Below are 22,383 nucleotides of genomic sequence, written 5' to 3'. Positions count from 1 at the left end.
CGCTATCCATCGAGTGCCGCTCGCGTTCGTGTCGAGAATCTCATAACAAAGTACCATCCTCCCTATGAGTCAGGTGAGCGCTCCCGGCCCGGACGGCGGGTCGCGGGGGTGCCAACACAGGTGAGATACGCTATGGAACGACGCAAATTCGTGATCGGACTCGGTGCATTGGCTTCAGGAAGCGCGGCTGCGATGGGAACGGGAGCGTTCACCGCCGCGGAACTCGACGGACGAACGGCAGAGATCGGTGTGGTCAACGACAGTAACGGTCTCATCGGACTCAGTCCTGGTAGCACGGACTACGTTTATTATGAAAACGGCGAGCTAACGATCGATTTCACTGCGACCGGCGACGGCGGCGGCAGTGGTGTCAACCCGAACTCCACGTACCAAGTCGGCGGACTCGGTGGGTTCGACAGCAACAACATCGATATGGTTCCTGGTGACCCGACCACCGATCCGTCTGTCGGTGGTATAGCGATCGATACCGAGACTCCGATTAATGGTGAGGACGGTGAGTGCGCGTTTATGGTAATGAACCAGACGAAAAACTCGAAGGATATCGAGCTCACCTACGAGGCCAACGGATCTTTCCCGGATAACACGCGACTCTTTTTGGTCGCCTACTACCCCGGAGGCTCCAATAACTCCCAGCAGGAGGAGGGACTCGCCGTCGGTGACGTCGCGAATTCCGAGAACGGCAAGTCCGCCAGTATCATCTTTGACGACGATCAGCAGTACTCGGCCTCGATCGGTTCAGGAGAGAAGTTCTACGTCACGATCCTCGTCGACGTGGGCGATGTCGATCCTGAAAGCGACAACACCGACCTCGGCGGCGAACTCGTCGTCCGCGCTGGGAGTCACGACGACTTCACCAACGCCGACGCCCAGACGTAACTCCAACACGGGTACCTATTTATGGACCGACGTGACGTCCTGGTTGGGCTGGGAGCGCTGGTCGGTACGGGAGCGTTCGCTTCCGGTACCGGGGCGTTCGGCGCTGCGGAGGTCTCCCGGCGAGCGAAGATCGCTGTCGTCGACGACAGCGACGGGCTCGTCGGACTGGTCGCGAACGAAGCGGTCGCGGGCGTCCGAATGAACAGCGGGGGCGAACTGACCGTCTCGCTCGACGACGGCGATCCCGGTGTGAACGTCAGCTCAGTCTATCAGTTCGGCGCGTTCGTCACCGACGCCGGAGTGAGCGACATCACGGGCGATACGTTCTCCGTGGTCACGGACGGCGATCCCGCCGATATGAGCGGCGGGCAGAGCTCGCTGGAATCCGCGTTCGCCGTCGTGAACCAGTCGGCGGAAGACCTCTCTATCACCATCGACTTCGAGTTGAACGACGACGTCGACGGCGGTACCGAGTACGCCTTCGAGCTACAGTCCTCTCAAGGCGGTAGCGGTTCACGGGAGGGGATCACAACGAGTCCGATCACTGGCCAACTGACCGCTCAGTTGGCAACCGGTGAGTCGATCGGACTCTCGTTCATCATCAACGCACTAGAAGGTACGACGACAGACGAGATCTCGGGGAGCCTGAGCATCTCCGCGACGGCCGTCTAACGACACGCGCTTTTTTGCGACGATGGCATCCCTCGGAAGTCGCCGCAGCGATCCTACTCGTACCGCAGCGCGTCGATCGGATCGACCCGCGCCGCCCGCCAGGCGGGGTAGAGCCCGGCGACGACGCCCACCAGCACGCCGACGAGGACGGCGAGCGCGGACCAGAACGGCGCGAAGGCGAACCCGACTTCGGCGTAGCGGGTCGCCGCCCAGCCGACGACCAGTCCGAGCGGAAGCCCGAGGAACGCCCCCACGGCACCGAGCAGCGTCGCCTCCAGCAGGAACAGTTCCATCACGTCGCGGTTGCGCGCGCCGACGGCCTTCATAATCCCGATCTCGCGGGTCCGTTCGGTGACGCTGACGAGCATGATGTTGGCGATGCCGATCGCGCCGACGACGAGGGCGATGACGGCGATGCCGGTGACGAAGCGGGTGATCTGCTCGATAACGTCGCTGATCTGCTCGGCGAAGTCGCCGCTGGTCCGGGCGACCAGCTCGACCCCCTGGGGGGCGAGCTGTCTGGCGTCGGACTGTTCCTGAAGATACGTCTCGACGGATTCAGTAACCGCAAGTGTCTCGGCCGGGTCGGCGACGACGGTGACCTGTGGGTAGGCGCGCTGTCGGGCGTTCGCACCGGGACTCTCGACGACGGCCTGGTAGTAGGGATCGGCGGGGAGGTAGAACTGCGGCTGCGGCCCGAAGTTGCCGATCGGCAGTTCGCCCGCGGTGCCGTTGACGACCCCGACGACGGTGAGGTTCCACGTCTCGTCACTCCCGCGGACCGTGATCTCGTCGCCGACGGAGAGGTTCCCCTCGAACGTCGTCTCCGCGGCCGCGCGGTTGAGGACGGTCTCGTTCGCGCCGCTCCGGAAGCTTCGACCGGCGACGAGCGTCTCGTTCGTCACCGCCGCCGGCGTCGTCGCCGTCGCCCCCTGGATCGACACCGTGTCGCCGCCGTGTGTCACCGAGTTCGCCGGAATCGACCCGCGCGGGATGACCGCCTCGACGCCCGGCAGCCCCGCCAACTGACGGAGGTCGTACTCGGTGAAGATCGGCTGCAGCGCCTGTTCGAAGCCCTCCTCTTCGGCGGGCTGGCCGAGCACGTAGACGTTGTTCGCGCCGGAGTCGGCGATGCCGCCGACGATCTCCGACTCGACGCTCGCGCCGAACGTCGCGAAGGTGACGACGGAGGCGATCCCGATGACGACGCCCAGCACGGTGAGCGTCGAGCGGAGTTTGTGCGATCGGATCGATCGGGCCGCGATAGTGAACGACTCTCGCGGGTCCATCAGTCGGTCACCGCCTCGGTGCGTTCGACGACGCCGTCGCGGACGTGGACGATCCGCTCGGCGCGTTCGGCGATTCGCCGCTCGTGGGTGACCAACAGGATCGTGTTGCCGTCGGCGTGGAGCTCCCCGAGCAGGCGCATAATCCGTTCGCCCGTCTCGGTGTCGACGTTGCCGGTCGGCTCGTCGGCTAAGATCAACTCCGGGTCTGGTGCCAGCGCGCGGGCGATGGCGACTCGCTGTCGCTGCCCGCCGCTGAGCTCCGTCGGCTTGTGATCCAGTCGGTCCCCGAGCCCGACGTCGGCGAGCAACTCCCGGGCGCGCTCGCGCCGCCGGCTCCGGTCCCAGCCGTCGAACACGAGCGGCATCGCGACGTTCTCGACCGCCGTCAGCCGCGGCATCAGGTTGAACGTCTGGAAGACGAACCCGACGCGGCTCCCCCGGATCGCCGCCCGCTCGGCCTCCGTCGCCGTCGAGAGGTCCTGCCCGCCGACGACGACGCGGCCGTCCGTTGGCGTGTCGAGCCCGCCGACGAGGTTCAACAGCGTGCTCTTGCCCGAGCCGCTCGGTCCCATCACGGCCGTGTACGAGCCGTTCGGTAACGACAGCGACACGCCGGCGAGCGCCTCGACGGTGCCGCCGAGTTCGTAGGTCTTCCGGACCCCGGACAGCCTGACCACGTCCTCCGCGTCTGCCTGCGCCATTCGATCGGTCTTGGGAGGCGACGCGTATGAGCGTTGTCCGGGCGGCGGCGGTCGGGACACCGCGCGCCCGGAGCCGGACGGCAGGAACACACATTATCCTTCGGTCCTAACTCCGTTCTATGAGTTCCCGATCCGGACGCCGCCGCGGACTGGTCGTACTCGTGGTGATCGCCGTGGCCCTCGCGGGGTCGGCGGCCGCCACCGGTGCGATCGGCTCGCTCCAGCAGCCGTCCGGCGACGACGTCCTCGATCGCGTCGAACAGCGGTACGAGAGCGCCGAGAGCATAACGAGCACAGCGACCCTGACCGTCGAGAACGACAGCGAGTCCGCGACGGCGAGCGTCGAAGTCGCCGCCGCGTCGGACAACCGGAGCCGAACGATCCTCACGCGCGACGGCGAGACATACCGGGCGGGATCGAACGGCACGGTCGTCTGGGCCGTCGGCCCGAACGAGTCGGCCGCCTGGCCCGTCGAGGCGTTCACGGACGCCGACCGCGACGCGTTCGCCGGTCCGGTCCCGGATGGCGTGATGCCGGGCGAGCGCAGCAAGCACCTGTCTCCGCAGGGGACGCCGACGGTGAACGCCTCGAACGCCACGGCGACGCTCGTCGGCACGCCGTCGGTCGACGGGACCGACACGTACGAGGTGGAACTGACCCACCCCGAGGTGGACGGAACCGCCTCGCTGTGGGTCGCGCAGGACGACTACCGAGTCGTTCGCGCGGTGGCCACCGACGGCACGAACCGAACCGTCGTCGACGTCGAATCGACCGCGTTCAACGTGTCGATCCACGACAGCACGTTCGACCCGCCGACAGATCGCCTCGCGCTCTCGACGATCGATCGATACGACGACTTCGCGGCCGCGCAGTCGGACACGGACCTGACGCTGCCCCAGCTCGACGAGACGTTCGAGGGCGCGACAGTCACCGTCCGCCAGGGGGAAACGATCGTCGGCCAACGGTACGTCACTGACGACGGGAACGTCAGCGTCGTCTCGACGACCGTCACCGATCGGTTCGATCGCCTGACCGAAAACGCCTCGACGACGACGGTCGACGGGCGGACGGTCGCCGTGACGACGGTTGAGAACCGTTCGGTCGCCGCGTGGACCGAGGACGGCGTGACGACGGCGGTCGTGGTCGAAGGCGCAACCGATCGCGCTGTCGAGATCGCCGGTCGACTGTCCACGTGACGACGACTGGGGGTCACAACGGCTAGGAGTTGCAAAGGTTCCAACGGCTGAGGGCCGAAAACGGTGCCGACGGATGCCGACGTCGGTAGTCGCCTCCGCGTCGCGTCCCGTCGCGCTTCCCCGCATCAATTCACGTTGGCCGCGATCGATCTCCCGTCTACGGACGTAGTGAGAGTGCTTGTGGGGGCTCGGCCGTATGGTAAAGGTATGAGTCACGTCCTGCAACGGGACACCACCATCGAACGGTCTGAACCACGCTCACGGGTAGTCGAGTTGAACGACGGGCGGTCGGACGCAGTCTTCTCGACGCTGTCCTCGAAGATCGCGCGCTCGATGCTCGCAGAGCTGTACCGCGACCCGGCGACGCAGTCGGACCTCGCAGACCGGGTCGGAACGTCGATACAGAACGCCAGGTATCACCTCGACAACCTCGTCGATGCCGGTCTCGCCGAAGTAGTCGACCAGTGGTACTCGGAGAAGGGGCGGCAGATGGACGTCTACGCCGCGACGGGGAACCCGTTGGTTCTGATCGTCGGAACGCAGCCGGAGACCGGCGAAATCCGCCGAGACATTTCGGAGCAACGTTCCGCCGAGGCGGTCCTGCAGCCGAGTGATTGATGCCCTGGACGTCGCATCAGACGTCGCATCGAACGTTTTCGCATCGTCGCGTTGGCGGATAGCTCGTCCCTCGGTCGCCCCCTGTGAATCCGGTCCTCAGCAGCCTCAGCTCTCGGAGCCGAACAGCAGCTCGAACGTCTCCCGTTCGGCGATCCGAAGGTGTTTGTTGAACGTCGGCTGCGTGATGCCGAGGCGGTCAGCGACCTCGCTGCCGTCGTGTTCGCGGGGCCACTCGAAGTACCCCTCTTCGAGCGCCCGCTGCAGCACTTCCAGCTGCCGATCCGTGAGTTCCGCGCTGAGCTGTTCGCCGACCGTCGCCGGCGTGCGGTCACGTCGCCGGTGTTGGCGTCGCGCGACGAGTTCCAGCGACGGGGCGACGGCCTCCAACCGCTCGACGAACGAGCGGACGTCGGCCTGCTCGGGGACCTCGACGACGACCGTCGTCTCTTCGGGGCCCGCCCAAGCCTCGCGCAACATCCCGCCGTACTCGGCCAGCGGCGAGCCGAACCACCCGTCGGTCCGCACCTCGACGAGCGGCGACGGCTCTTCGACCACGACGCCGACCGATCCTGGGAGAGTCCGGTCCGCGACCGTCGCCGCGTCACTCGGGACGTCTCCCTCGAAACTGAAATACAGGCTCACGGAGCCGTCCTGTCTGGCCACCGTCCGTTCGAGGCGCACGCGACAGCCGGCGGCGTCGGCGGCGTGGGCGAACGGGAGCCGCTCTCCCGGGCCCCGGAATTCCAGTTCGACGGTCTCGTCGGATTCGAGCGCCCGCCGACGCTCGATCGCGGCGAGCGCGTTCGCGATCGACGTCCCCAACTGCGAGAGCACGTCGCGTTCGCGGTCGCCGAAGGCGTTCGGCGCGTCGTTTCCGATGACCAACACGCCGTGGGTGACCTCGCCGTCGGTCAGCGGGACGGCGCAGATCGATTGATACCCCTCCGAGAGTCTGTGCTGCCGCCACGTTTCCCCCGGGCCGCTGGCCACGAGCGAGTCCTCCACCCTGACCTCGCCGTGCTGCCAGGCGGCCACCGCGGGATGGGGATCGGCCGTCTCCTCGCCGGTCCGCAGGTCGACCGCGTCGACGTACTCCGCTGGCGCACCGGCGACGGTCCGCGGATTCAGCCGGTCGTCTCCGGGCTCGATGTCGCCGATCCACGCGAGATCGTACGGCCCGGAGTCGACGAGTCGCTGACAGACCGCTCGCTCGACGCCGCCTGCCGTCGACGCGTCCGTGATCGCGGCCTCGACCTGGTGTGTCAGACTCGCGATCCGGTCCAGCCGCTCCGCCCGCTCGGTCTGCGTCCTGAGCTGTTCTTCCTGGGCGGCGAGGCGACGCTGCCCGCGGAGGTGGTTGAGTGCGGCTTCGAGCGTCGCCCCGAGGATGTGGGTCGCCTGGATGGTCTCGGCGTCGAACGGTTCGTCGGTCGAGCCGACGAGGAGGACCCCGTGCGTCCCGAGCGAGAGCGCGCGCCAGTCTGCCAGGTCGGCCAGCGTTTCGTGCCTGCCGCCGTCGGCGACGCCGCCGACGTCGGACGCGTCGTCCGCCGCGGCGACGGAGCCCTTCGTGAACGTCTCCCAGAGTCTGCCGTCGCCGGCGCTGATCGGTTCGTCCGCGACGACCCCGGAGAACGCACCGGCGAGTACCTCCGGTCGAAGGACGCCGTCCTCGTCGTCGTAGAGAAACACGCCGACGGCGGGGAGATTCAGCGTCTCGGTCGCCGCCGTCACGGCCGTTTCGGCCGCCTCCTCCGGCGTGTCCGCGGTCGCGAGGTCGTCGGTGGCGTCGTCGAAGGAGGCGATGCGCCGTTCGCGCGCCTTGCGATCGGTCACGTCCCGGTTGACCGCGATCCAGCGGTCGACGTCGCCGGTGCCGTCGTAGACGGGATAGCCGCGGACGCTGATCCACCGGACGGTGCCGTCCTCGTGTCGAACGCGGTACTCCAGTTCGTAGGTGTCCTGCGGTTCGCGGTCCGGTTCCGTCAGGTCGCGCCGGATCCGCTCGTACTCCTCGCGGAACCACTCGCGGTCGTCGGGGTGGACGCGGTCGATGAACGCCTGGGGGTCCTCGTAGATCCGTTCGGTCGGGATGTCCCAGAGGTCCTCGAACGACGGCGAGGCGTAGTGAACCTCGGATTTGTCCGGCGAAGACATGTAGATGGCCTCGTCGACGCGCTCGGCGATCATCCGGAGGTTTCGCGCCGTGCGTTTGCGGGCCGTGACGTCGCGACTCACGATCACGACCCGCGGCGGCGTCCGCTCCCAATCGAGGGGATAGTACTCCGAGTGGACCCAGCGGACCTCCCCGTCGGGCCGCTCGATGCGGTACTCCATCGTGTAACTGTCGGCCGCCTCGTCGCTTCCGACGTCGTCTGCGAGTTCCTCGACGAACTCCCTGTACTCGGCCTCGTCTTCAGGGTGCAACGTCTCGAAGAACCCGTCGTCGTGTCGCTCCACCAACCGGTCGAGTGGTTGCCCCCAGATGTCCTCGTATCCCGAACTCAGGTAGTCTGGCGTCTGCGACGGCCGGGTGAGTTCTTCCGCCGACGTGAGGTAGATGGCCTCGTCGATGCGGTCGAGGATTTCCTTGAGTCGCCGCTCCGTGCGATGTCGTGCGGTGATGTCGCGGACGCTGCCGAGGACGCGCTCTTCGCCGCGGATGTTGACTACGCTCAGGTGGACTTCCACCGGGAACGTCTCCCCATCTGCCCGCTGGTTCCGCCACTCGAACAACTGCGCGCCCTCCGTTCGGGCCGCCTGGATCCGCTCGAGGACACTTTCGTACGTGTGACTCGGGCCGGTGACGACGTCGACCGTTTCCCCCAGCAACTCCTCCCGCTCGTACCCGTTCATCGCACAGAACCGGTCGTTGACGTCGAGGATTTCCCCGGTTTCTGGATGGTGGACGACCAACCCGTCGGAGACGTTCTCGAAGATCTCCCGGTAGGTCTCCTCGAGCTCTCGTCGTTCGGTCAGGTCTCGGAAGAGCGCGACGGCCCGTCCCCCGCTGGGTGTCGCTGCAGTGAAATTCCCTTCCAGCAGTCGGCGGTCGCCGGTGGCCGTTTCGATCTCCCACTCGACGGATTCGACCTCGCCACTCTCCGCGACCCGTCGGAGGATCTCGTAGGCCCGGCCCGCGGTGTAGCCGTCCTCGGCGACGCTTATGCCTTCGATGCCCAGGTCTCGCAGCGTCTCCCGATCGTAGCCGGTCAACTCACACATCCGTTCGTTGGCGGAGATGAGTGCTTCCGCCCACGGATCGTGTAGCGTGACACCGTCGCCGGCCTCGTCGTAGACCGCCGCCACGCCTTCCGCCGTGAGTTCGGTATCGACCGCCGTCACGACCCGCTCAGCGAGCAACTCCGGACTGCTGTCGACGATCTTCCGTGGGAGCGTCTCGGTCGCGCCGGCGGACAGCGTCTCCAGCACCCGCTCTTCGTCCCACTCGGCGGTCAGTACGATAGTCGGAACGGCCGGGCGTTCGGCGGCCCAGTGACTGACTGTCTCGACCGCGTCGACCGCCGGATGCGCCCCGTCCAGAATCAGGCAATCGCACCGCTCGGAACCGGAGTTCGGCTGTGCGGTCTCCGGGTCTATTGCCCCGACCTCCAGCGAGCGTTCGTCGGCCCTAAACCCGCCTGAGATCGCTCGAACGAGGTCTCGTTCGCCCACGACCGCGACCCGCGGCGAGTGGGCGCCCACAGCAGACATAGCGTTAGTACCCGTTTCGACGACCGTAAATCGTTCGTGTCCCGTGACACGACGTCGGACCACCGAGCGGCAGGGCTCAGCGGCCGCTCCGATACTCTCTCGCTATCCGTCTCGAATCCCGCACTCGCCGTGAGGATTCCCCCGAGCGAGGCACCGCCGAGTTATAACTGTCTCCAGCCCGATCGTTCGTCTTAGAGCGATGCGTGCAGGCGATGCGGCCCGGCCACCGAGCCGGTCCGTCTTGATCCGGTTACTCATCGTGACGGCGCTGATCGCAGCGAGCGGATGCAGCGCCTACGGTGCCCCCTCGGCTTCGGATGCCGAGGCGGGACTGCCGTCGGCCGACGAGGCGGCGGATCGCTACCGCTCACTCGATACGGTCAGCGCCACGGTGACGACCGTCCAAGAGCGGAACGACGACGGGACAGTGACCACCGTGACGCGGAAGCGGAAACGCATCGAACCGTGGGCCTACCACGAGCGGGTGCTCGCAGTGAACCGCACTGACGGCGCGAGAGGTCCCCTCGTGGCAGAGGGCGGGTTCGTCATCGCGAACGGCTCGACGCTCACGTTCTACGATCCGGCGTCTGACAGGCTCAATCGGATCTCGGTTCGCGGCGGCAACGGCTCCGCGGAGTCGCCGTATCCGCGGCTCGTCGGTGCGGCCCGGAGCGGTCGGTCCGTCACTCACCCGACGCTGACTCCCGGGGTGTCGCCGCTGCCGGCAGTGCCGGTGGAGGGCGACTCGGAGCGGAACGGGTCGACGCCGTACCGAGAGGGGAACGTCACGGTCACGTACGCCGGCACCGAGACGATCGACGGGCGGCAGACGTATCGGCTGGAGCTGACGCCGGTATCGCCCGAGATGTCGCTTCGGTCCCAGACGCTCTGGCTCGATACCCAGTATCTCTATCCGCTGAAGCGCCACACGAAATTCGACGCCCACGGGGACAGCTACGAGTACACGATCACGCATCGGGACGTGGTGTTCAATCCGACGTTCGACGCCGGGACCTTCCGACTCGATCCCGACGAGGTCCCGAACGGAACCGACCGGGCGCGTTTCAGCAATTACGACTCGCGGGCCGCGATGGCTGCCGCCGTCGAGCTACCGGTTCCGGCTCTCAGTGCGTCGACCGAGTTCGAGTTCGACTCGGCGTCCTACCGCTCCACCGACCCGGAGTTCGCGACGATCCGATACGAGCGACCAGGCTCCGACGGCGAACTGCGTCTCTTCGTTTTCGGGACGACGAGAGAGAGTACGGCCGGCACCCCGGTCCAGATCGGCGAGTACGAGGCTCGGCGAACGCGGACGAACGGCACGACAGCCATCACGTGGACGACAGACGAGCACACGTTCCGCGTGAGCGGCCACGTCGACAACGCCACCCTCTCTCGGGTGGCCCGTTCCGTCGTCGAGACGCTCTGACGGGGCGAACGGGCGCCCGTTCGGACTGCTTACCCAACTGCATACGCGAGTCGATCCGGACGACCCATCGCGAGTATCCATCTCGATCGCCCGTTGGGACGAAGTGGACGTCGGGACGGAGTGGCCGCTTCCCCGGTCGGCCTGTTCCGCCTCGCGACAGGTGAGACGCGGGCTCGTGGTCGACAGACGCGGGTTAGTCGACCTCGCTCGCGAGCCCGTTCTCCAGCCGCCGGATTCGAATCGCGAGTGCGAGAAACGTGGCGAGTATGGTCAGACTGACGGCCGCGGCCGCGGCGACGTCGTGCGCACGAACGCTGTGATCGCCGGCGTTGACCAGTTTCGGACCGAAGTACGTGTGGTGGTAGTCCCCGACGATCGGGAGAAAGTAATCGACGATATCGTTGAAGCCGAACCAGGCGGTGGCGACGCCGACGGCCGGGAGGGTGAACTCGGCGTACCGGTGGATTACGAAGGCCTGGAGCCCCATCCCCAGATGGCTGACGAGCAGGAACCAGTGATAGGGATCGCCGGTGGCGAACACGTCGTTGATCGCGATCTGGACGACGACCACCCAGAGGCCGTACTTCAGGTTCCCGACGAAGGCCAGCGCGTGGACCCAAGAACGGTTCTTTCCGACCTTCCAGGACACGAGACTCGCGACCATCAGCAACGTCGCCAGCGGGCTGTCGGGCACCACGGGCCACATTACGAGCTGGGTGTTCAGGAGCTGAAATCGGTAGTACCAGAACCCGAACACGGTGCCCGCGAGATTGACGGCCACTACCACCCAGGCGAGACGGAGTGCCATCTCTTCGACCCGATCGGGCAACGGGGTGAGATACGTCGGGAGATCGTCAGCGGGGGGAATCGAGGCCATCGTGTGTATTTCCTGTTCTGCGAGAGCGGGTACGCGGCCGCCACGTTCGGTCGTGCGTGCTTCAACGGGGATGTGCTTCGTCTTCGACTTTTCGTTATCGAACGCGAGGGGGAGATCGTCGACACCGTCGCGGACCGCAGCGATGCGTTCCTCGTCCCGTGTGGTGCAGACGACGAAGCAGACGCTGATCGCCATCGATCACCAATGTGCCCAACATATTGGGCAAAGCCTCCTTTCGGTCGGAACCGACGTTCGAATATGGCGATTACAGACGGATTCCCGGACGAACTGCTGACGATCGACGACAGCCTGACGAAGGTCTTCCTCGCTTTCACCGCGGTCCCGACGGCGCTGGGCGCGGCCCATCACGTCGATCACGTCATCCGGGGGAACCACGTCGGCTGGCCGATCTCTCCGGAAGTGAACCCCTTCACGTACAGTCTCGCGATCTACCCGCTCCTGGCGATCGGGCTCTATCTGACGCTGACGAGACGCGTGGGGGCCGGGTTCTGGGTCGGGTTCTTCGCGTTCAGTACCGGGATGCTCGCGTACTTCCACGTCAGTCCGTGGGCCGTCGAACCGCCTCGGGACGTGATCCTACCGTACGCCGATCCGCTGATGGGCTATCTCGCGTTCGGGATTCTCCTCGCGCTTATCGTCTCCGTCGCGTTCGGCTCGGTGTACGGAACCGTGCTGTGGTATCGGCACAAGGCCCGTTCGTAACGACGCGCGAACCGGAACCCGGAGCGAGAACCGACGGGACGCTTTTGAGCGACCGGAACGACTCGTGACGTACGATGCCGTCCCAACAGCGACGCTCGCCTCGGAGGCGACGGTCGTGATCCGCGCGCGCTTTCGGATCGAACTCCCCGAGGACGTGTGGGCCAACGAGGTGTCGAGGTCGTTTCCGGACGCGACGCTCCGACTGCTGACCGGCGTTCCGATGGGTGACGGGGCGCTCGAACTGGGCGAAGTTCGGTCTGAGAGCCCCGCAGCGGTCTCAGACGCGATCCGGAGCCATTCGGACATCCACGGATTCGACCAGTTGTACGGCGACGACCGCCGGGTCATTTCGCAGTACGAAGCCACCGAACAGAGCCTCTACGAGTTTCTCTGGGGCTCATCGTTTCCGCCGGAGTTCCCGATGATCGTCGAGCACGGAGAGATGGAGTTCGACGTGACGGCGACGCGGGACCAGTTCGAGGACTTCGGCTCGGCGCTCGACGAGTCGGGGATCGGCTACGAACTCCTCTCCGTGGTACACACCGACGACCGCCGGGGATTGCTCACCGAGCGCCAGCGTGAGTGCCTCACGGAGGCGCACCAGCGGGGGTACTTCGAGGTACCCCGAGAGTGCAACCTGACCGAACTGGGAGCGGCGCTCGGAATCGATAAGTCGACGGCCAGCGAGACGCTTCGGCGCGCAACCGACCGCGTCGTCGCCCAGTTCCTCCTCGGTCACGACTGATCCGGGCCGGGGCGATCGGGGCCTCTGAACCGTCCGAACCGCTTCGCGTCGGACAGAGATACCCGCTGTGACGCCCAACGACTTGCGGGGTGGGATTCCCTACTATGAGGACGACTACGCGTCGCTGTATCTGCGCACAGATAGCGACGCGCTGCATACAGACGAAAAATGGAGGTCCTGCGTGACTACTCTCCACGGCAGCGCAATTGCGGGAGGTCGCGGTGCGCGACATCGACTGTGATATGATCTCTATCGGGAGATCCGCGCGCCGAAACGAACCCGTCGCTCGATCATCCCGGTGTGAACCGTCGGTGCGCGATCGAGATCACGGAAAGAACTGTATAGTTCCACTCGTCAATTCAGTTGGTACCCTGATGAGTCGAAGTATCGAAATATCGGGGAAATCGCTCGTATACCTCTTCTACGTCGTCTCGACGGCCGCGCTCGTGTCGATCGTACGCTTCGTGGCGCTCCCACTGGACGGCCCCGGTAGCGTCGCGTTAGCCGTCTTGTTCGTGATTTTGGTACTCACAGGGATAGTCGGCTTTTGGAGACGGTATGCCGACCGGGAGGGCGAGCACCTTGGGACGGCTGACGATATCACGTACGATCCGATTGCAGACCCCGGACAAGCGGCCAAACACGGGTGGGTCGAGGCAATCCGCCGCTTGCCTGGGGAGAGAGACGACGAGGAGTGATCTCTCTGCTGCCGCTCGCAGGTGTCCGGCTCTCAGAGGCCAGACCCGCCGTCGACCGGGACGGTCGCGCCGTTGACGAAACTCGCGTGCCGGCTGGACAGGAATGCGACCACTTTCCCCAGGTCGAGCGGCTGCCCCGGCGACTCGTACGGGCAGTCCGCGAGCACGGCCTCCCAGGCCGACGCGACGTCGGTGAACTCGCCCGCTTCGACCCGCTGGGCGAGAACCTGCTCCAGGTCTTCGGTCTCGTGCGGGCCCGGGACGACAGCGTTCACGCGGACGTCGGGCGCGAGCGCCGTGGCCTGGCTCTCGGTCAGGCCCTGGACCGCCCGGCCGTACGCGGTCGCCATCGGCAGTTCGTCGGCGAGCGCGGGAATGGCAGGGTTCGCTATGGTGACGACTGACCCCTGATCGGAGTCTTCGAGGTGGGCGGCGGACTCGCGGATGGCCCAGACGACGCTCATGAACAGCCGATCGAACCCGCGGAACCAGTCCTCGTCGGAGACGTCGAGAAACCGCTCCGGTTCGAGCGGTCGGGGTCCCGTGACGAGGTGGTCGATGCCGCCGTACTGGTCGACGGTCTCCTCGACGAGCGCCGCCAGGTGATCGCGGTTGCGCACGTCGACTTCGAGGCCGAAAATATCGCCCTCGCCGAGGGCGTGGAGCCTGTCGCTGGCGTACGCGAGACCGTCCATATTCGGCGCGGCGAGGGCGACGTTCGCCCCCTGGCGCGAGAACGCTTCCGCACAGGCGTGGCCGAGTCCGGTCGCACTCCCGGTGACCAGCGCCACGTTGCCCTCCAGTCCGAGGTCGATGTCCATATCCGACGCTTGGGTACCAGTCCTAAAAGGTTCGTGCCCAGCGATGCGCCGACCCGCGACGATCGCGATGTCGTCGCGCTCGATCCTCCCAGGTCGGCGTCGCCGTCGCGTTTGGCGGCGAAGTCCAGCGGCGTCATTCCTGACACCTCCCGTATGAAAGCGCCGGGCAGCGCTGGTTGACCTCGGTGATGTAGAGTCCACAGAACTCGCAGATTTTCGGCTCTGTGTTTACCTGACGTTCAGAAAGTTTTATTTTTTGGAATGGGGCCGGAGGGATTTGAACCCCCGATCGACTGATATCTCCGGTACGCGCCTCGGTACTCCAGAGGGTCGTCGTCGCGGACCGATGATCAGTCGGCCGCTCGGTATATCAGTCTGGAGTGTCGTCACCGGGCGCCAAGCCTCTGGAGTCAGTCGCCATGCCGGGCTTGGCCACGGCCCCGTGGTCTGCATCCGTCCGTATGCCGATACGGCATAAAGGAATTACGATCGGTCGGCGGGGGGTCGACCCGCGCAGCGGACTCGGCTCACCGATCTGTTTCGGACCACGAGCACTCCTGACACTTGTAGGCAGTCACGAACTCGGTCACGCTCGGCATGTATCCGACCGAGATGACGTTTTCCCCGCACTCGGGGCAGTCCCGCTCGGCGTCTTCGATGGCCTCCGCTTCCAACGGGGCCTCGCCCTCGACGAGTTCAGCCAGGCGTTTCGGAGTGACCATCCGACCTTCGACGACGCGATTGCTCATACTCCGATCACGACGCGAAGCGTGGTAAATCCGTCGTGCCGTCTCGGGACCGTCGGCGCGAGCGACGCTCGGGGACGGCCATCGCGGACGCCGGCGATCGAATCAGAGCCACGGGGCTCGGGAGCCGGAGCCGTCGGAGTCGGGGTATCCGTACCCGACGTCGCCGCCGCCTTCCTCGGATTCGTGTTCCTCGCCCTCCTCGCCGTCCTCGTCGCGGTTGCCGCCGTCCGCGACGGCAGCCCGGAGCGAGGAGAGCGCCGAGTCTGAGGACGGTTCGGGCCCGACTTCCGGCTCCGTGCGGTCCTCGGCCTCCGCGGGGTCGGCGGCCGCGTCCCGGTCCAGGTCCGCCTCCGGATCGTAGGCGAACAGGGCGGTGACGCCCAGCACGGCCAGCGCGACGGGCGCTTCGGTGGGGAGCAGCCCCAAGACGTCGACGGCGAGCATCCCGAGCGCGACGGAGCTGCCGAACCGGAAGCGGTCGATGTCGACGGCACCGCGGAGCCGCGGGGCGAAGAGCGCCACCGCCAGCGCGAAGGCGACGCCGACGCCGGCGGCCGCGACGGCTCGGATGATCGTGCCGGGATCGGGGTTGATGACGAGCGCCGCACCGCCGAGTTCGAGGCTGGCGATCAGCCCGAAGCCGATGATGACGCTCGGGGAGGGGAGGTACTCGCCGACCTTCGCGGAGGCGGTCTTCGCCGCCACCGCGAGGATGACGAGACCCGCGAACCGGTGGAAGACCTCGAAGTTCAGCACGCTCTTCAACGTCTCCGCGAAGAGGGCCTCGACCCCCGCCACGGGGAGCAAGAGCGCGCCGAGGACGAGCACCGACGTCACCTGTTCGCGACGGGTGCCGTCCATCTCCGCGAGGATGACCGCGACGGTCGCCGAACCGCCGAAGATCAGCAGTCCGGTCTCGATGATGCCGAGCGGACTGCTCAGCGCTCCGGCGATGATGAGTGCCGGGAAGATCCCGTCGACGAGCGGGAGCGCCATCACCGTGGCCAGGAGTCGGGTCGCACCCCCCACCTGCTGCTCGAGGCGGAGTGCGACGGGATGTCGAGAGACGCTCATTCGGGACTAACGGCCGTCACCATCGGCCAGACGGCGATACGGGCGCAAGCCCGGCGCGTCGACGCCGTGGGCCTGCCCGAGCACTCCGAGCGAATCGCGCGCGGGGAGCGTCCAGTTCCCGCGTTTGAAGTTCTGCATCGCTGTAAATGTAAAGTTCGCATCGAATTCCGTGGTCTGCTGACCTGCGATGCGCGATGCAGAGGGACACTCGGAGTCCATACCTAAGTTCACTTGGACTGGGATATTAAACGTTGTGTGGGAGGGGTGCTCACGGTTCTGGGTCTCTTACACCAGTACCGCTGATTACGCTACGATCTTTGGGAAATTCTCCCAGATAGTCGGAGAACCGTCCGCTTCAGCCGTCCACCCAGGCGAATTTTGCGAGCGTCGTCCGGCTCGGATCCGATCGTCCGTCGGGTATTCACGCACGTGTATATCGAGCGCGAATATATGCCAACAGTCTGCACAGCGATGGTGTCTCGCAACGCTTTTGTCGGTCGGCTGTGGACCGTTTATATGGCGAAAGACGGTTCAACAGAGGGTCTCTTCTCCGAGAAGCTTCGGGTGCCAGAGGCGTTGACGTTCGACGACGTACTGCTCCGACCGATGGAAAGTCGGGTCGAACCCGATTCGGCCGACGTCTCCACCCACGTCTCGAAGAACGTCGAGCTGAACATTCCGATCCTCTCGGCGGCGATGGACACCGTCACCGAGGGCGAGATGGCCATCGGGATGGCGCGAGAGGGCGGTCTGGGCGTCCTGCACCAGAATATGGACACCGAGCGGATGGTCGCCGAGATCGAGCGCGTCAAGCGCGCGGACGAACTGGTGATCCGTCGGGAGAACGTCGTGACCGCGAGCCCGACCCAGACGGTTCGGGACGTGGACGCGATGATGGAGCGCGAGGGCGTCTCCGGTGCGCCCGTCGTCGACGAGGACGACACCGTCCTCGGGATCATCTCCGGGACGGACATCCGGCCGTATCTGGAAGTCGGCGAGACCGACGAGGTGCGGGAGGCGATGACCGACGAGGTCGTCACCGCGCCGCGCGACGTCGGCGCGCGCGAGGCGCTCGAACTGATGTACGATCACAAGATCGAGCGCGTTCCCATCGTCGACGGCGACGACCACCTCGTCGGCCTCGTCACGATGCAGGGTATCCTGCAGCGTCGCGAACACGAGAGCGCCGCCCGCGACGAGAGCGGTCGCCTGCGCGTCGGGGTCGCCGTCGGCCCGTTCGACGCCGACCGAGCAGCGGCCGCCGACGAGGCGGACGCGGACGTGATCTTCATCGACTGCGCTCACGCGCACAACCTCAACGTCCTCGACAGCGCGCGGGAGATCAAGACCACGGTCGACGCGGACGTGGTCGTCGGCAACATCGGCACCCGCGAGGCCGCCGAGGCCGCAGTCGACTTCGCAGACGGCGTGAAAGTCGGCATCGGGCCGGGATCGATCTGTACCACGCGCGTCGTCTCCGGCGCGGGGATGCCGCAGATCACCGCCGTCTCTCAGGTCGCCGACGTCGCCGCCCCCGAAGGCGTCCCCGTCATCGCCGACGGCGGAATCCGCTACTCAGGGGACGCGATCAAGGCGATCGCCGCCGGCGCGGACGCCGTGATGCTGGGGTCGTACTTCGCCGGCACCGAGGAAGCGCCCGGGCGCGTCATCACGATGAACGGGAAAAAATACAAGCAGTACCGGGGGATGGGATCCGTCGGCGCGATGAAGTCCGGCGGGAGCGAGCGGTACCTCAAGGACACCGACGAGGAGGACGAGGAGTTCGTCCCCGAGGGCGTCGAGGCGGCGACGCCGTACAAGGGGACCCTCGCCTCGGAACTCCACCAACTCGTCGGCGGGATGCGCTCGGGGATGGGCTACGTCGGTGCCGGAACGATCCCCGGGTTCAAGGAACGTGCCGAGTTCGTTCGCGTCTCCAGCGCCGGCCAGACCGAGGGCCACCCTCACGACGTGATGATCACGGACGAAGCCCCGAACTACAGCCCGAACGGGAACTGAATCCGGATTTAGGACGGTATTAACCCACTCACGTCGGCGATTTTCGAGCCGTGAGGCGACGAGATCACAAGGGGTATCTTGATATGCCCCCGGAAGCCATTCCTTCGTATCGGTGTCCCGGAACACCGCAGACTAACCAATGAGTGCTGACCTGCCGATGGTGCTCGTCGTCGAAGACGAGCCGGACCTCGCCGACCTGTACGCAACGTGGTTGAGAGACGAGTATCGCGTTCGCGTCGCCTACGGCGGCCGCGAGGCGCTCGAAGAGCTCGACGAGGAGGTCGACGTCGTCCTGCTCGACCGGCGGATGCCCGATCTCTCAGGCGACGAGGCGCTGGAGGCGATCCGCGAGCGCGACGTCGGGTGTCGCGTGGCGATGGTCACCGCGGTCGAACCGGACTTCGACATCGTCGCGATGGGCTTCGACGACTACCTGGTCAAGCCGGTCTCGCGGGACTCGCTGAAGGAGACCGTCGAGAACCTACTCCGCCGAAACACCTACGACGACGGCATTCAGGAGCTGTTCGCACTCGCCTCGAAGAAGGCGCTCCTGGAGTCGGAGAAGGACGCGGCCACCCTCGAAGAGCACGAGGAGTACCAGGAGCTCACGGAGCGCGTCCGCAACCTTCGCGCCCAGCTCGACGAGACGCTCACGTCGTTCGACGAGGAGCACGACTTCACGGCGATGTACCGGGACCTCGGCGACGATTTTGACGCCGAAACTAGTAGTTCCGAGTAACGACAGGTCCGGCTCGGCGTTTCGCAGGTTCGTCGGCGAAAGACGTTTTTGAGTGACACCCAGGCCTCGAGAGACGCTCTCGGTGCCGTATATCTTTTTGTGTCGTTCTTCAGGTACTAAATTAATATAATATTATATCAGAAAGTGTCAGAAAATTTTATTTTAAAGCGAGCCGACGTACCAATCGTCATGTCCGAAAATGACACCAACGCGGTCGCACAGTACCTCTCCGAACACCCCCGCGCGATGGGCGTCCTCTTCACCGCGCTGCTCCTGCTCTCGCAGGCTGGCGCAGTCGCGGCTGGCAACCACGGCGCGATTTCGGGTCCCTAACTCAGATCGAATCCAGAGATAGCTTATCGCTCCAGTACAACGATCCGTCCACCATCGTAGGGACGTTCTCCAACGAAAGAAAGTCGGTCAGTTCTGACTGCGTCAACTCGAAGACGTCTGCAGTACCAGATGTGAGATAATAGGTCTCGTTACCGGGAACGTACGGGACAACGAGGCTACCGAGTTCGTACTCTGCGGAGGGAAACGTCCGGTAGTCGACGGTAAACGTATCACCGTTCCGGGTTATATCACACATATTCGGGAGCATCGCCTGCACCTGTGCTACGGAGAAACTCCCGTCGCCGACGACGATGTAGTCGCTTCCGATGTAACTGTCTTTGCAGGCCAGATCCAGCGAGATCCGAATCGGGAACCCGTAGTTCAACAGTCGCGCGAGGCTCCGTCCGATGTCGACTGCGCCGCTGTTGACGACGTCGCTCAGCGTGACGATGCCCGCGATCGCGCCCCGCTCGATGAGTTCCATCCCCTGCTCGTAGGACTGACACGCGTTGAGGAGGAACGAATCGACGCCGATCGTGTCGATCGTCGTGACGTCGAGCGCCCCGTCCGGACACTGGAACCCGTCCTCGTCGATGTGGCCGATGTAGTGGAGGAACTCCGTCTCTTCGGCGAGCACCGCTCGGAGTTCTTCGGTCGTCAGCTCGTAGTGCGTCCTGATGTCGAACGGGAGTTCCTCGCGGGACCCGTACACGTCCTCGACGGCGTCGCGCTCCTCGGCCATCCGGGGGTCGTTACAGACGACGGTGATCCCGATGTCTCCCTCGATCGGCTCCCGCGACAGTCGATTCCGATAGGCCTGCAACGACGCCTTGCTCGCCCCGATCGGGATCCCGGGTCCGAGCCACGCCTGTTCCAGCGAGTCGGTCTCCGGGGGCTGGACGTACGCCCGCTGGGCGTCGGCGCTCCGGGCGTTCTGACTGCGCGTGCCGGCGCTGCGCGTGAACTCTCCGGGCTTCGACGGGGTCGCGGTCGGCTCCGGCGGTCCGCGAACGAAGTCGCCGACTGCGTTCGCCTGAACGGTCGATCCGGCGGTCGGCTCCGACTGGGGCGTCGTCACCACGGCGAGATCGTTCGCGACGAACGGCAGCACCTCGACGTTCGACGCATTAGGCGCGACGTGTGCAGTCAGCTTCCAGTCGGGGATCTCCGCCTCGACGGCGTCGTACGGAACGTCGAGATACGCCTCGAGTTGCTCACCGATCGATCGGTCGTACAGGTCCGCGAAATCCAGCCCGAGCGTCGGTTCCAGCGTCCGCCGCTCGTGTAAGTCGACCTCGTAGTACCCCTCGGTCCGGGTGAGACAGTCCAGGAAGAAGGTCTGTTTGAGCACCCGCTCGACGGCCCGCTCGAAGCCGCCCGTCCCGTCGAGTTCGTGGCTGAATCCGCCTTCGGTCACGATGCGGGCCGACGGTCCGGGAACGACGGTCGCCCCGAGGTAGTAGGCGAGCGGTGCGGCGGTGTAGACGTGCCGATGCGTCTCGGGCAGTTCCAGCGTGACGTCCGTCGCCGGCGGCTCCAGTCCGTCCGGCGCGTCGAATCGAGTGCCGCGCTCGATGAGCGGCGGGTGCCCGCGGAGCGTCGGGTACGACCGCTCGACGCTCGTCGTCTTCAGCGCCGACCCGAGGAGCGAGACCGCACGCATCGCGTCGCGTGGCCGATCCGTCGTCCGAATCGTCGCCGCCGGGCGTTTGTGATGCGACCGCGCGCCGACGAGCACGTCGGTCTCCTCGCCGAATTCCAGGCGCGTTTGCGTGGCATCCGAGACAACGCGCAGCGGCGAATCGACGCGGAGATAGAGCTTGATCGGGGCGAACAGTTCGACGCTGTAGGTCCCGGCCGGAAACGACTCGTCGGCGAAGTGCTCCGCCTGGGCGATCATGTTGCCGTCGCCGTCGCGAACACAGACCGAAACCACGGTTTCGAGGTCCAGGCGGTCCGTTCGGGCGCTCACCGCACCGTCAGCCGGGAACCGAAACGCGTTCGGATCGGCCTGTCGGATCCGCATCGGACTGGGCGAAGAGAGCACGAACTGGCTCCGCTCGATCGGGTCGGAGACCACGAGTTCGGTCTGCTCGGTCGAACTCTCGAACTCGACCTGGAGGTGATCCGCTCCGGTCGACGCGACCGGGTCCCCCGCTGACGCCGTGTGGCCGCCGAGCCCTTCCATCGTGCCAATACATCACTTACGCCGCAAAAAGCGTACTGGTGATCGGCGTTATGCTCGGCTTTCGATCGGGAGCCACTCCGAGGAGAGGTCGGCGTCGCGGAGATGCCAGCGCTGCTGTGGCTCTCTGCCGTCGAGTCGCAGTTCGACGACCGCGTCGAAAAGCGGCGCGAGGAGGCGCACTATCTCCGATTCGAGCGGCTCGGGCACTCTGACGTGGCCCATCCCGCCGACCGATCTGATGTCGTTCGCGAGGACGTGGAGGAAGCGAAACACCGTCCGCCTGTCGTACTCCGAGAGCAGCGGTGCCACGCAGTCCAGGGCAACGCGCAACTCGGCGGGATCGAGACCGCCCGCGACGGCGTCGAACTCCCGGATCGCGGTCCCGATTTCGACGCCGAGTTCGGCGATCGACCCCCGGATCGTGACCGTGACGTCCTCCGGGCCCTGTCTTCGGCTGTAGGCGTCGAACGGGCCCGCATCGGATTCGATCGGTGACGGTGCGGTCGGCGAGGAGGGGGCGTCCGGGCCGTCGGGGTCGAAACTCGATCCCGCACCCGTGGCTCCCGCCGCGTCTGTCGCGGATCGGGCGTCGACGTCGTAACTGAAGATCCGAGTCCACTCCGGGGTCCAGCTTTCGATGCGGTCGAACCGGCTATCCGCTTCCGGCCCTCGTTTGACCACGAGCCGACGGCGGTCCTCGTCGCCGTTTTCGCCGAGGAGGCACGCCGAGACCCGGCCGTAAACGTCTTGCGGCACCGATCCGACGATCAGGAGCGCGCTGCCGCGGGATTTCAGATCGTCGAGGGCGGTCGCGACGCCCACAGTGGCACCGACGGTCGCCTCGTCGGTACCGCCACCTGCGTGCATTCGTCCCCATAATACACTCCGGTCGCAATAATAG

21 protein-coding genes and 1 tRNA gene are annotated in these 22,383 nt (G+C 65.9%); 11 read left to right on the top strand and 11 right to left on the bottom strand.

Features of this window, described 5'->3' with window-relative positions:
* The first annotated feature begins 132 nt into the window (after nucleotides 1–132).
* Both NO360_RS09650 and NO360_RS09645 read left to right on the top strand, forming a co-directional pair.
* On the top strand, nucleotides 133–897 hold the full coding sequence (locus tag NO360_RS09650; RefSeq protein WP_256307595.1) for a hypothetical protein: 765 nt from the start codon (nucleotides 133–135) through the stop codon (nucleotides 895–897).
* Nucleotides 898–918: 21 nt separating this feature from the next.
* Nucleotides 919–1,569, top strand: coding sequence for a hypothetical protein (locus NO360_RS09645; RefSeq protein ID WP_256307593.1), 651 nt, complete (start codon nucleotides 919–921; stop codon nucleotides 1,567–1,569).
* Between the two features lie 53 nt (nucleotides 1,570–1,622).
* Here NO360_RS09645 and NO360_RS09640 read toward each other — a convergent pair whose 3' ends face one another.
* The gene (locus NO360_RS09640; protein ID WP_256307592.1) at nucleotides 1,623–2,858 is read right to left on the bottom strand and encodes an ABC transporter permease; all 1,236 of its coding nucleotides are present in this window, start codon (nucleotides 2,856–2,858) and stop codon (nucleotides 1,623–1,625) included.
* The gene (locus NO360_RS09635) at nucleotides 2,858–3,559 is read right to left on the bottom strand and encodes an ABC transporter ATP-binding protein (protein ID WP_256307590.1); all 702 of its coding nucleotides are present in this window, start codon (nucleotides 3,557–3,559) and stop codon (nucleotides 2,858–2,860) included. Before NO360_RS09635 ends, NO360_RS09640 begins: the two co-directional genes overlap by 1 nt.
* A gap of 119 nt (nucleotides 3,560–3,678) precedes the next feature.
* Here NO360_RS09635 and NO360_RS09630 point away from each other — a divergent pair, with 119 nt between their 5' ends.
* Nucleotides 3,679–4,755: a LolA family protein gene (locus tag NO360_RS09630; protein WP_256307589.1), complete on the top strand. Its 1,077-nt coding sequence runs from the start codon at nucleotides 3,679–3,681 to the stop codon at nucleotides 4,753–4,755.
* A gap of 207 nt (nucleotides 4,756–4,962) precedes the next feature.
* Entirely contained in the window at nucleotides 4,963–5,373 is a 411-nt protein-coding gene (locus NO360_RS09625) for an ArsR/SmtB family transcription factor (protein ID WP_256307588.1), read from the top strand.
* Between the two features lie 105 nt (nucleotides 5,374–5,478).
* Here NO360_RS09625 and NO360_RS09620 read toward each other — a convergent pair whose 3' ends face one another.
* Nucleotides 5,479–9,087, bottom strand: a complete 3,609-nt coding sequence (locus NO360_RS09620; protein ID WP_256307587.1) for a PAS domain S-box protein — start codon at nucleotides 9,085–9,087, stop codon at nucleotides 5,479–5,481.
* 199 nt (nucleotides 9,088–9,286) lie between these two features.
* Here NO360_RS09620 and NO360_RS09615 point away from each other — a divergent pair, with 199 nt between their 5' ends.
* Nucleotides 9,287–10,516 (top strand): LolA family protein, encoded by a 1,230-nt coding sequence (locus NO360_RS09615; RefSeq protein WP_256307586.1) that lies wholly within the window; start codon nucleotides 9,287–9,289, stop codon nucleotides 10,514–10,516.
* Between the two features lie 193 nt (nucleotides 10,517–10,709).
* Here the strand turns inward: NO360_RS09615 and NO360_RS09610 are convergent, their stop codons facing one another.
* Complete coding sequence (locus tag NO360_RS09610) at nucleotides 10,710–11,588, bottom strand: DUF1405 domain-containing protein (protein WP_465260947.1); 879 nt, start codon at nucleotides 11,586–11,588, stop codon at nucleotides 10,710–10,712.
* A 63-nt stretch (nucleotides 11,589–11,651) separates the two neighbouring features.
* On the opposite strand from NO360_RS09610, the gene NO360_RS09605 reads away from it, so the two are divergent.
* The 3 genes from NO360_RS09605 (at nucleotide 11,652) to NO360_RS09595 (ending at nucleotide 13,559) form a co-directional block, all read left to right on the top strand.
* Nucleotides 11,652–12,116, top strand: coding sequence for a hypothetical protein (locus NO360_RS09605; protein WP_256307585.1), 465 nt, complete (start codon nucleotides 11,652–11,654; stop codon nucleotides 12,114–12,116).
* Nucleotides 12,117–12,180: 64 nt separating this feature from the next.
* Nucleotides 12,181–12,861 (top strand): helix-turn-helix domain-containing protein, encoded by a 681-nt coding sequence (locus tag NO360_RS18950; protein WP_256307584.1) that lies wholly within the window; start codon nucleotides 12,181–12,183, stop codon nucleotides 12,859–12,861.
* A 374-nt stretch (nucleotides 12,862–13,235) separates the two neighbouring features.
* The gene (locus NO360_RS09595; RefSeq protein WP_256307582.1) at nucleotides 13,236–13,559 is read left to right on the top strand and encodes a DUF8000 family membrane protein; all 324 of its coding nucleotides are present in this window, start codon (nucleotides 13,236–13,238) and stop codon (nucleotides 13,557–13,559) included.
* A 32-nt stretch (nucleotides 13,560–13,591) separates the two neighbouring features.
* Here the strand turns inward: NO360_RS09595 and NO360_RS09590 are convergent, their stop codons facing one another.
* From NO360_RS09590 to NO360_RS09570, 5 genes are all read right to left on the bottom strand, one after another.
* The gene (locus NO360_RS09590; RefSeq protein ID WP_256307581.1) at nucleotides 13,592–14,380 is read right to left on the bottom strand and encodes an SDR family NAD(P)-dependent oxidoreductase; all 789 of its coding nucleotides are present in this window, start codon (nucleotides 14,378–14,380) and stop codon (nucleotides 13,592–13,594) included.
* A gap of 262 nt (nucleotides 14,381–14,642) precedes the next feature.
* Nucleotides 14,643–14,822, bottom strand: a tRNA-Trp gene (locus NO360_RS09585).
* Nucleotides 14,823–14,907: 85 nt separating this feature from the next.
* On the bottom strand, nucleotides 14,908–15,129 hold the full coding sequence (locus NO360_RS09580; protein ID WP_256307580.1) for a DUF5795 family protein: 222 nt from the start codon (nucleotides 15,127–15,129) through the stop codon (nucleotides 14,908–14,910).
* Nucleotides 15,130–15,231: 102 nt separating this feature from the next.
* Nucleotides 15,232–16,203, bottom strand: a complete 972-nt coding sequence (locus NO360_RS09575) for a DUF5794 domain-containing protein (protein WP_256307579.1) — start codon at nucleotides 16,201–16,203, stop codon at nucleotides 15,232–15,234.
* A 6-nt stretch (nucleotides 16,204–16,209) separates the two neighbouring features.
* Entirely contained in the window at nucleotides 16,210–16,422 is a 213-nt protein-coding gene (locus tag NO360_RS09570) for a DUF8099 family protein (protein WP_256307578.1), read from the bottom strand.
* A gap of 297 nt (nucleotides 16,423–16,719) precedes the next feature.
* Here NO360_RS09570 and guaB point away from each other — a divergent pair, with 297 nt between their 5' ends.
* The 3 genes from guaB to NO360_RS09555 all read left to right on the top strand — a co-directional run bounded on the left by guaB (nucleotide 16,720) and on the right by NO360_RS09555 (nucleotide 19,294).
* Complete coding sequence (gene guaB, locus NO360_RS09565) at nucleotides 16,720–18,222, top strand: IMP dehydrogenase (protein ID WP_256307577.1); 1,503 nt, start codon at nucleotides 16,720–16,722, stop codon at nucleotides 18,220–18,222.
* Between the two features lie 139 nt (nucleotides 18,223–18,361).
* Nucleotides 18,362–18,961: a response regulator transcription factor gene (locus NO360_RS09560; RefSeq protein WP_256307576.1), complete on the top strand. Its 600-nt coding sequence runs from the start codon at nucleotides 18,362–18,364 to the stop codon at nucleotides 18,959–18,961.
* A 189-nt stretch (nucleotides 18,962–19,150) separates the two neighbouring features.
* A complete protein-coding gene (locus NO360_RS09555) occupies nucleotides 19,151–19,294 on the top strand; it encodes a DUF7503 family protein (RefSeq protein WP_256307575.1) in 144 nt (47 codons plus the stop codon).
* 1 nt (nucleotide 19,295) lies between these two features.
* Here the strand turns inward: NO360_RS09555 and NO360_RS09550 are convergent, their stop codons facing one another.
* Both NO360_RS09550 and NO360_RS09545 read right to left on the bottom strand, forming a co-directional pair.
* Nucleotides 19,296–21,482, bottom strand: coding sequence for a hypothetical protein (locus tag NO360_RS09550; RefSeq protein WP_256307574.1), 2,187 nt, complete (start codon nucleotides 21,480–21,482; stop codon nucleotides 19,296–19,298).
* Nucleotides 21,483–21,530: 48 nt separating this feature from the next.
* Nucleotides 21,531–22,349, bottom strand: coding sequence for a DUF7504 family protein (locus NO360_RS09545; protein ID WP_256307573.1), 819 nt, complete (start codon nucleotides 22,347–22,349; stop codon nucleotides 21,531–21,533).
* Nucleotides 22,350–22,383: the final 34 nt, after the last annotated feature.

Origin of the sequence: Halobellus litoreus, assembly GCF_024464595.1 — an archaeon.
Classification (GTDB): Archaea; Halobacteriota; Halobacteria; order Halobacteriales; family Haloferacaceae; genus Haloquadratum; species Haloquadratum litoreum.
Note: the sequence above shows the minus strand (reverse complement) of the source record. Positions and strands in the feature narration are given on the sequence as shown.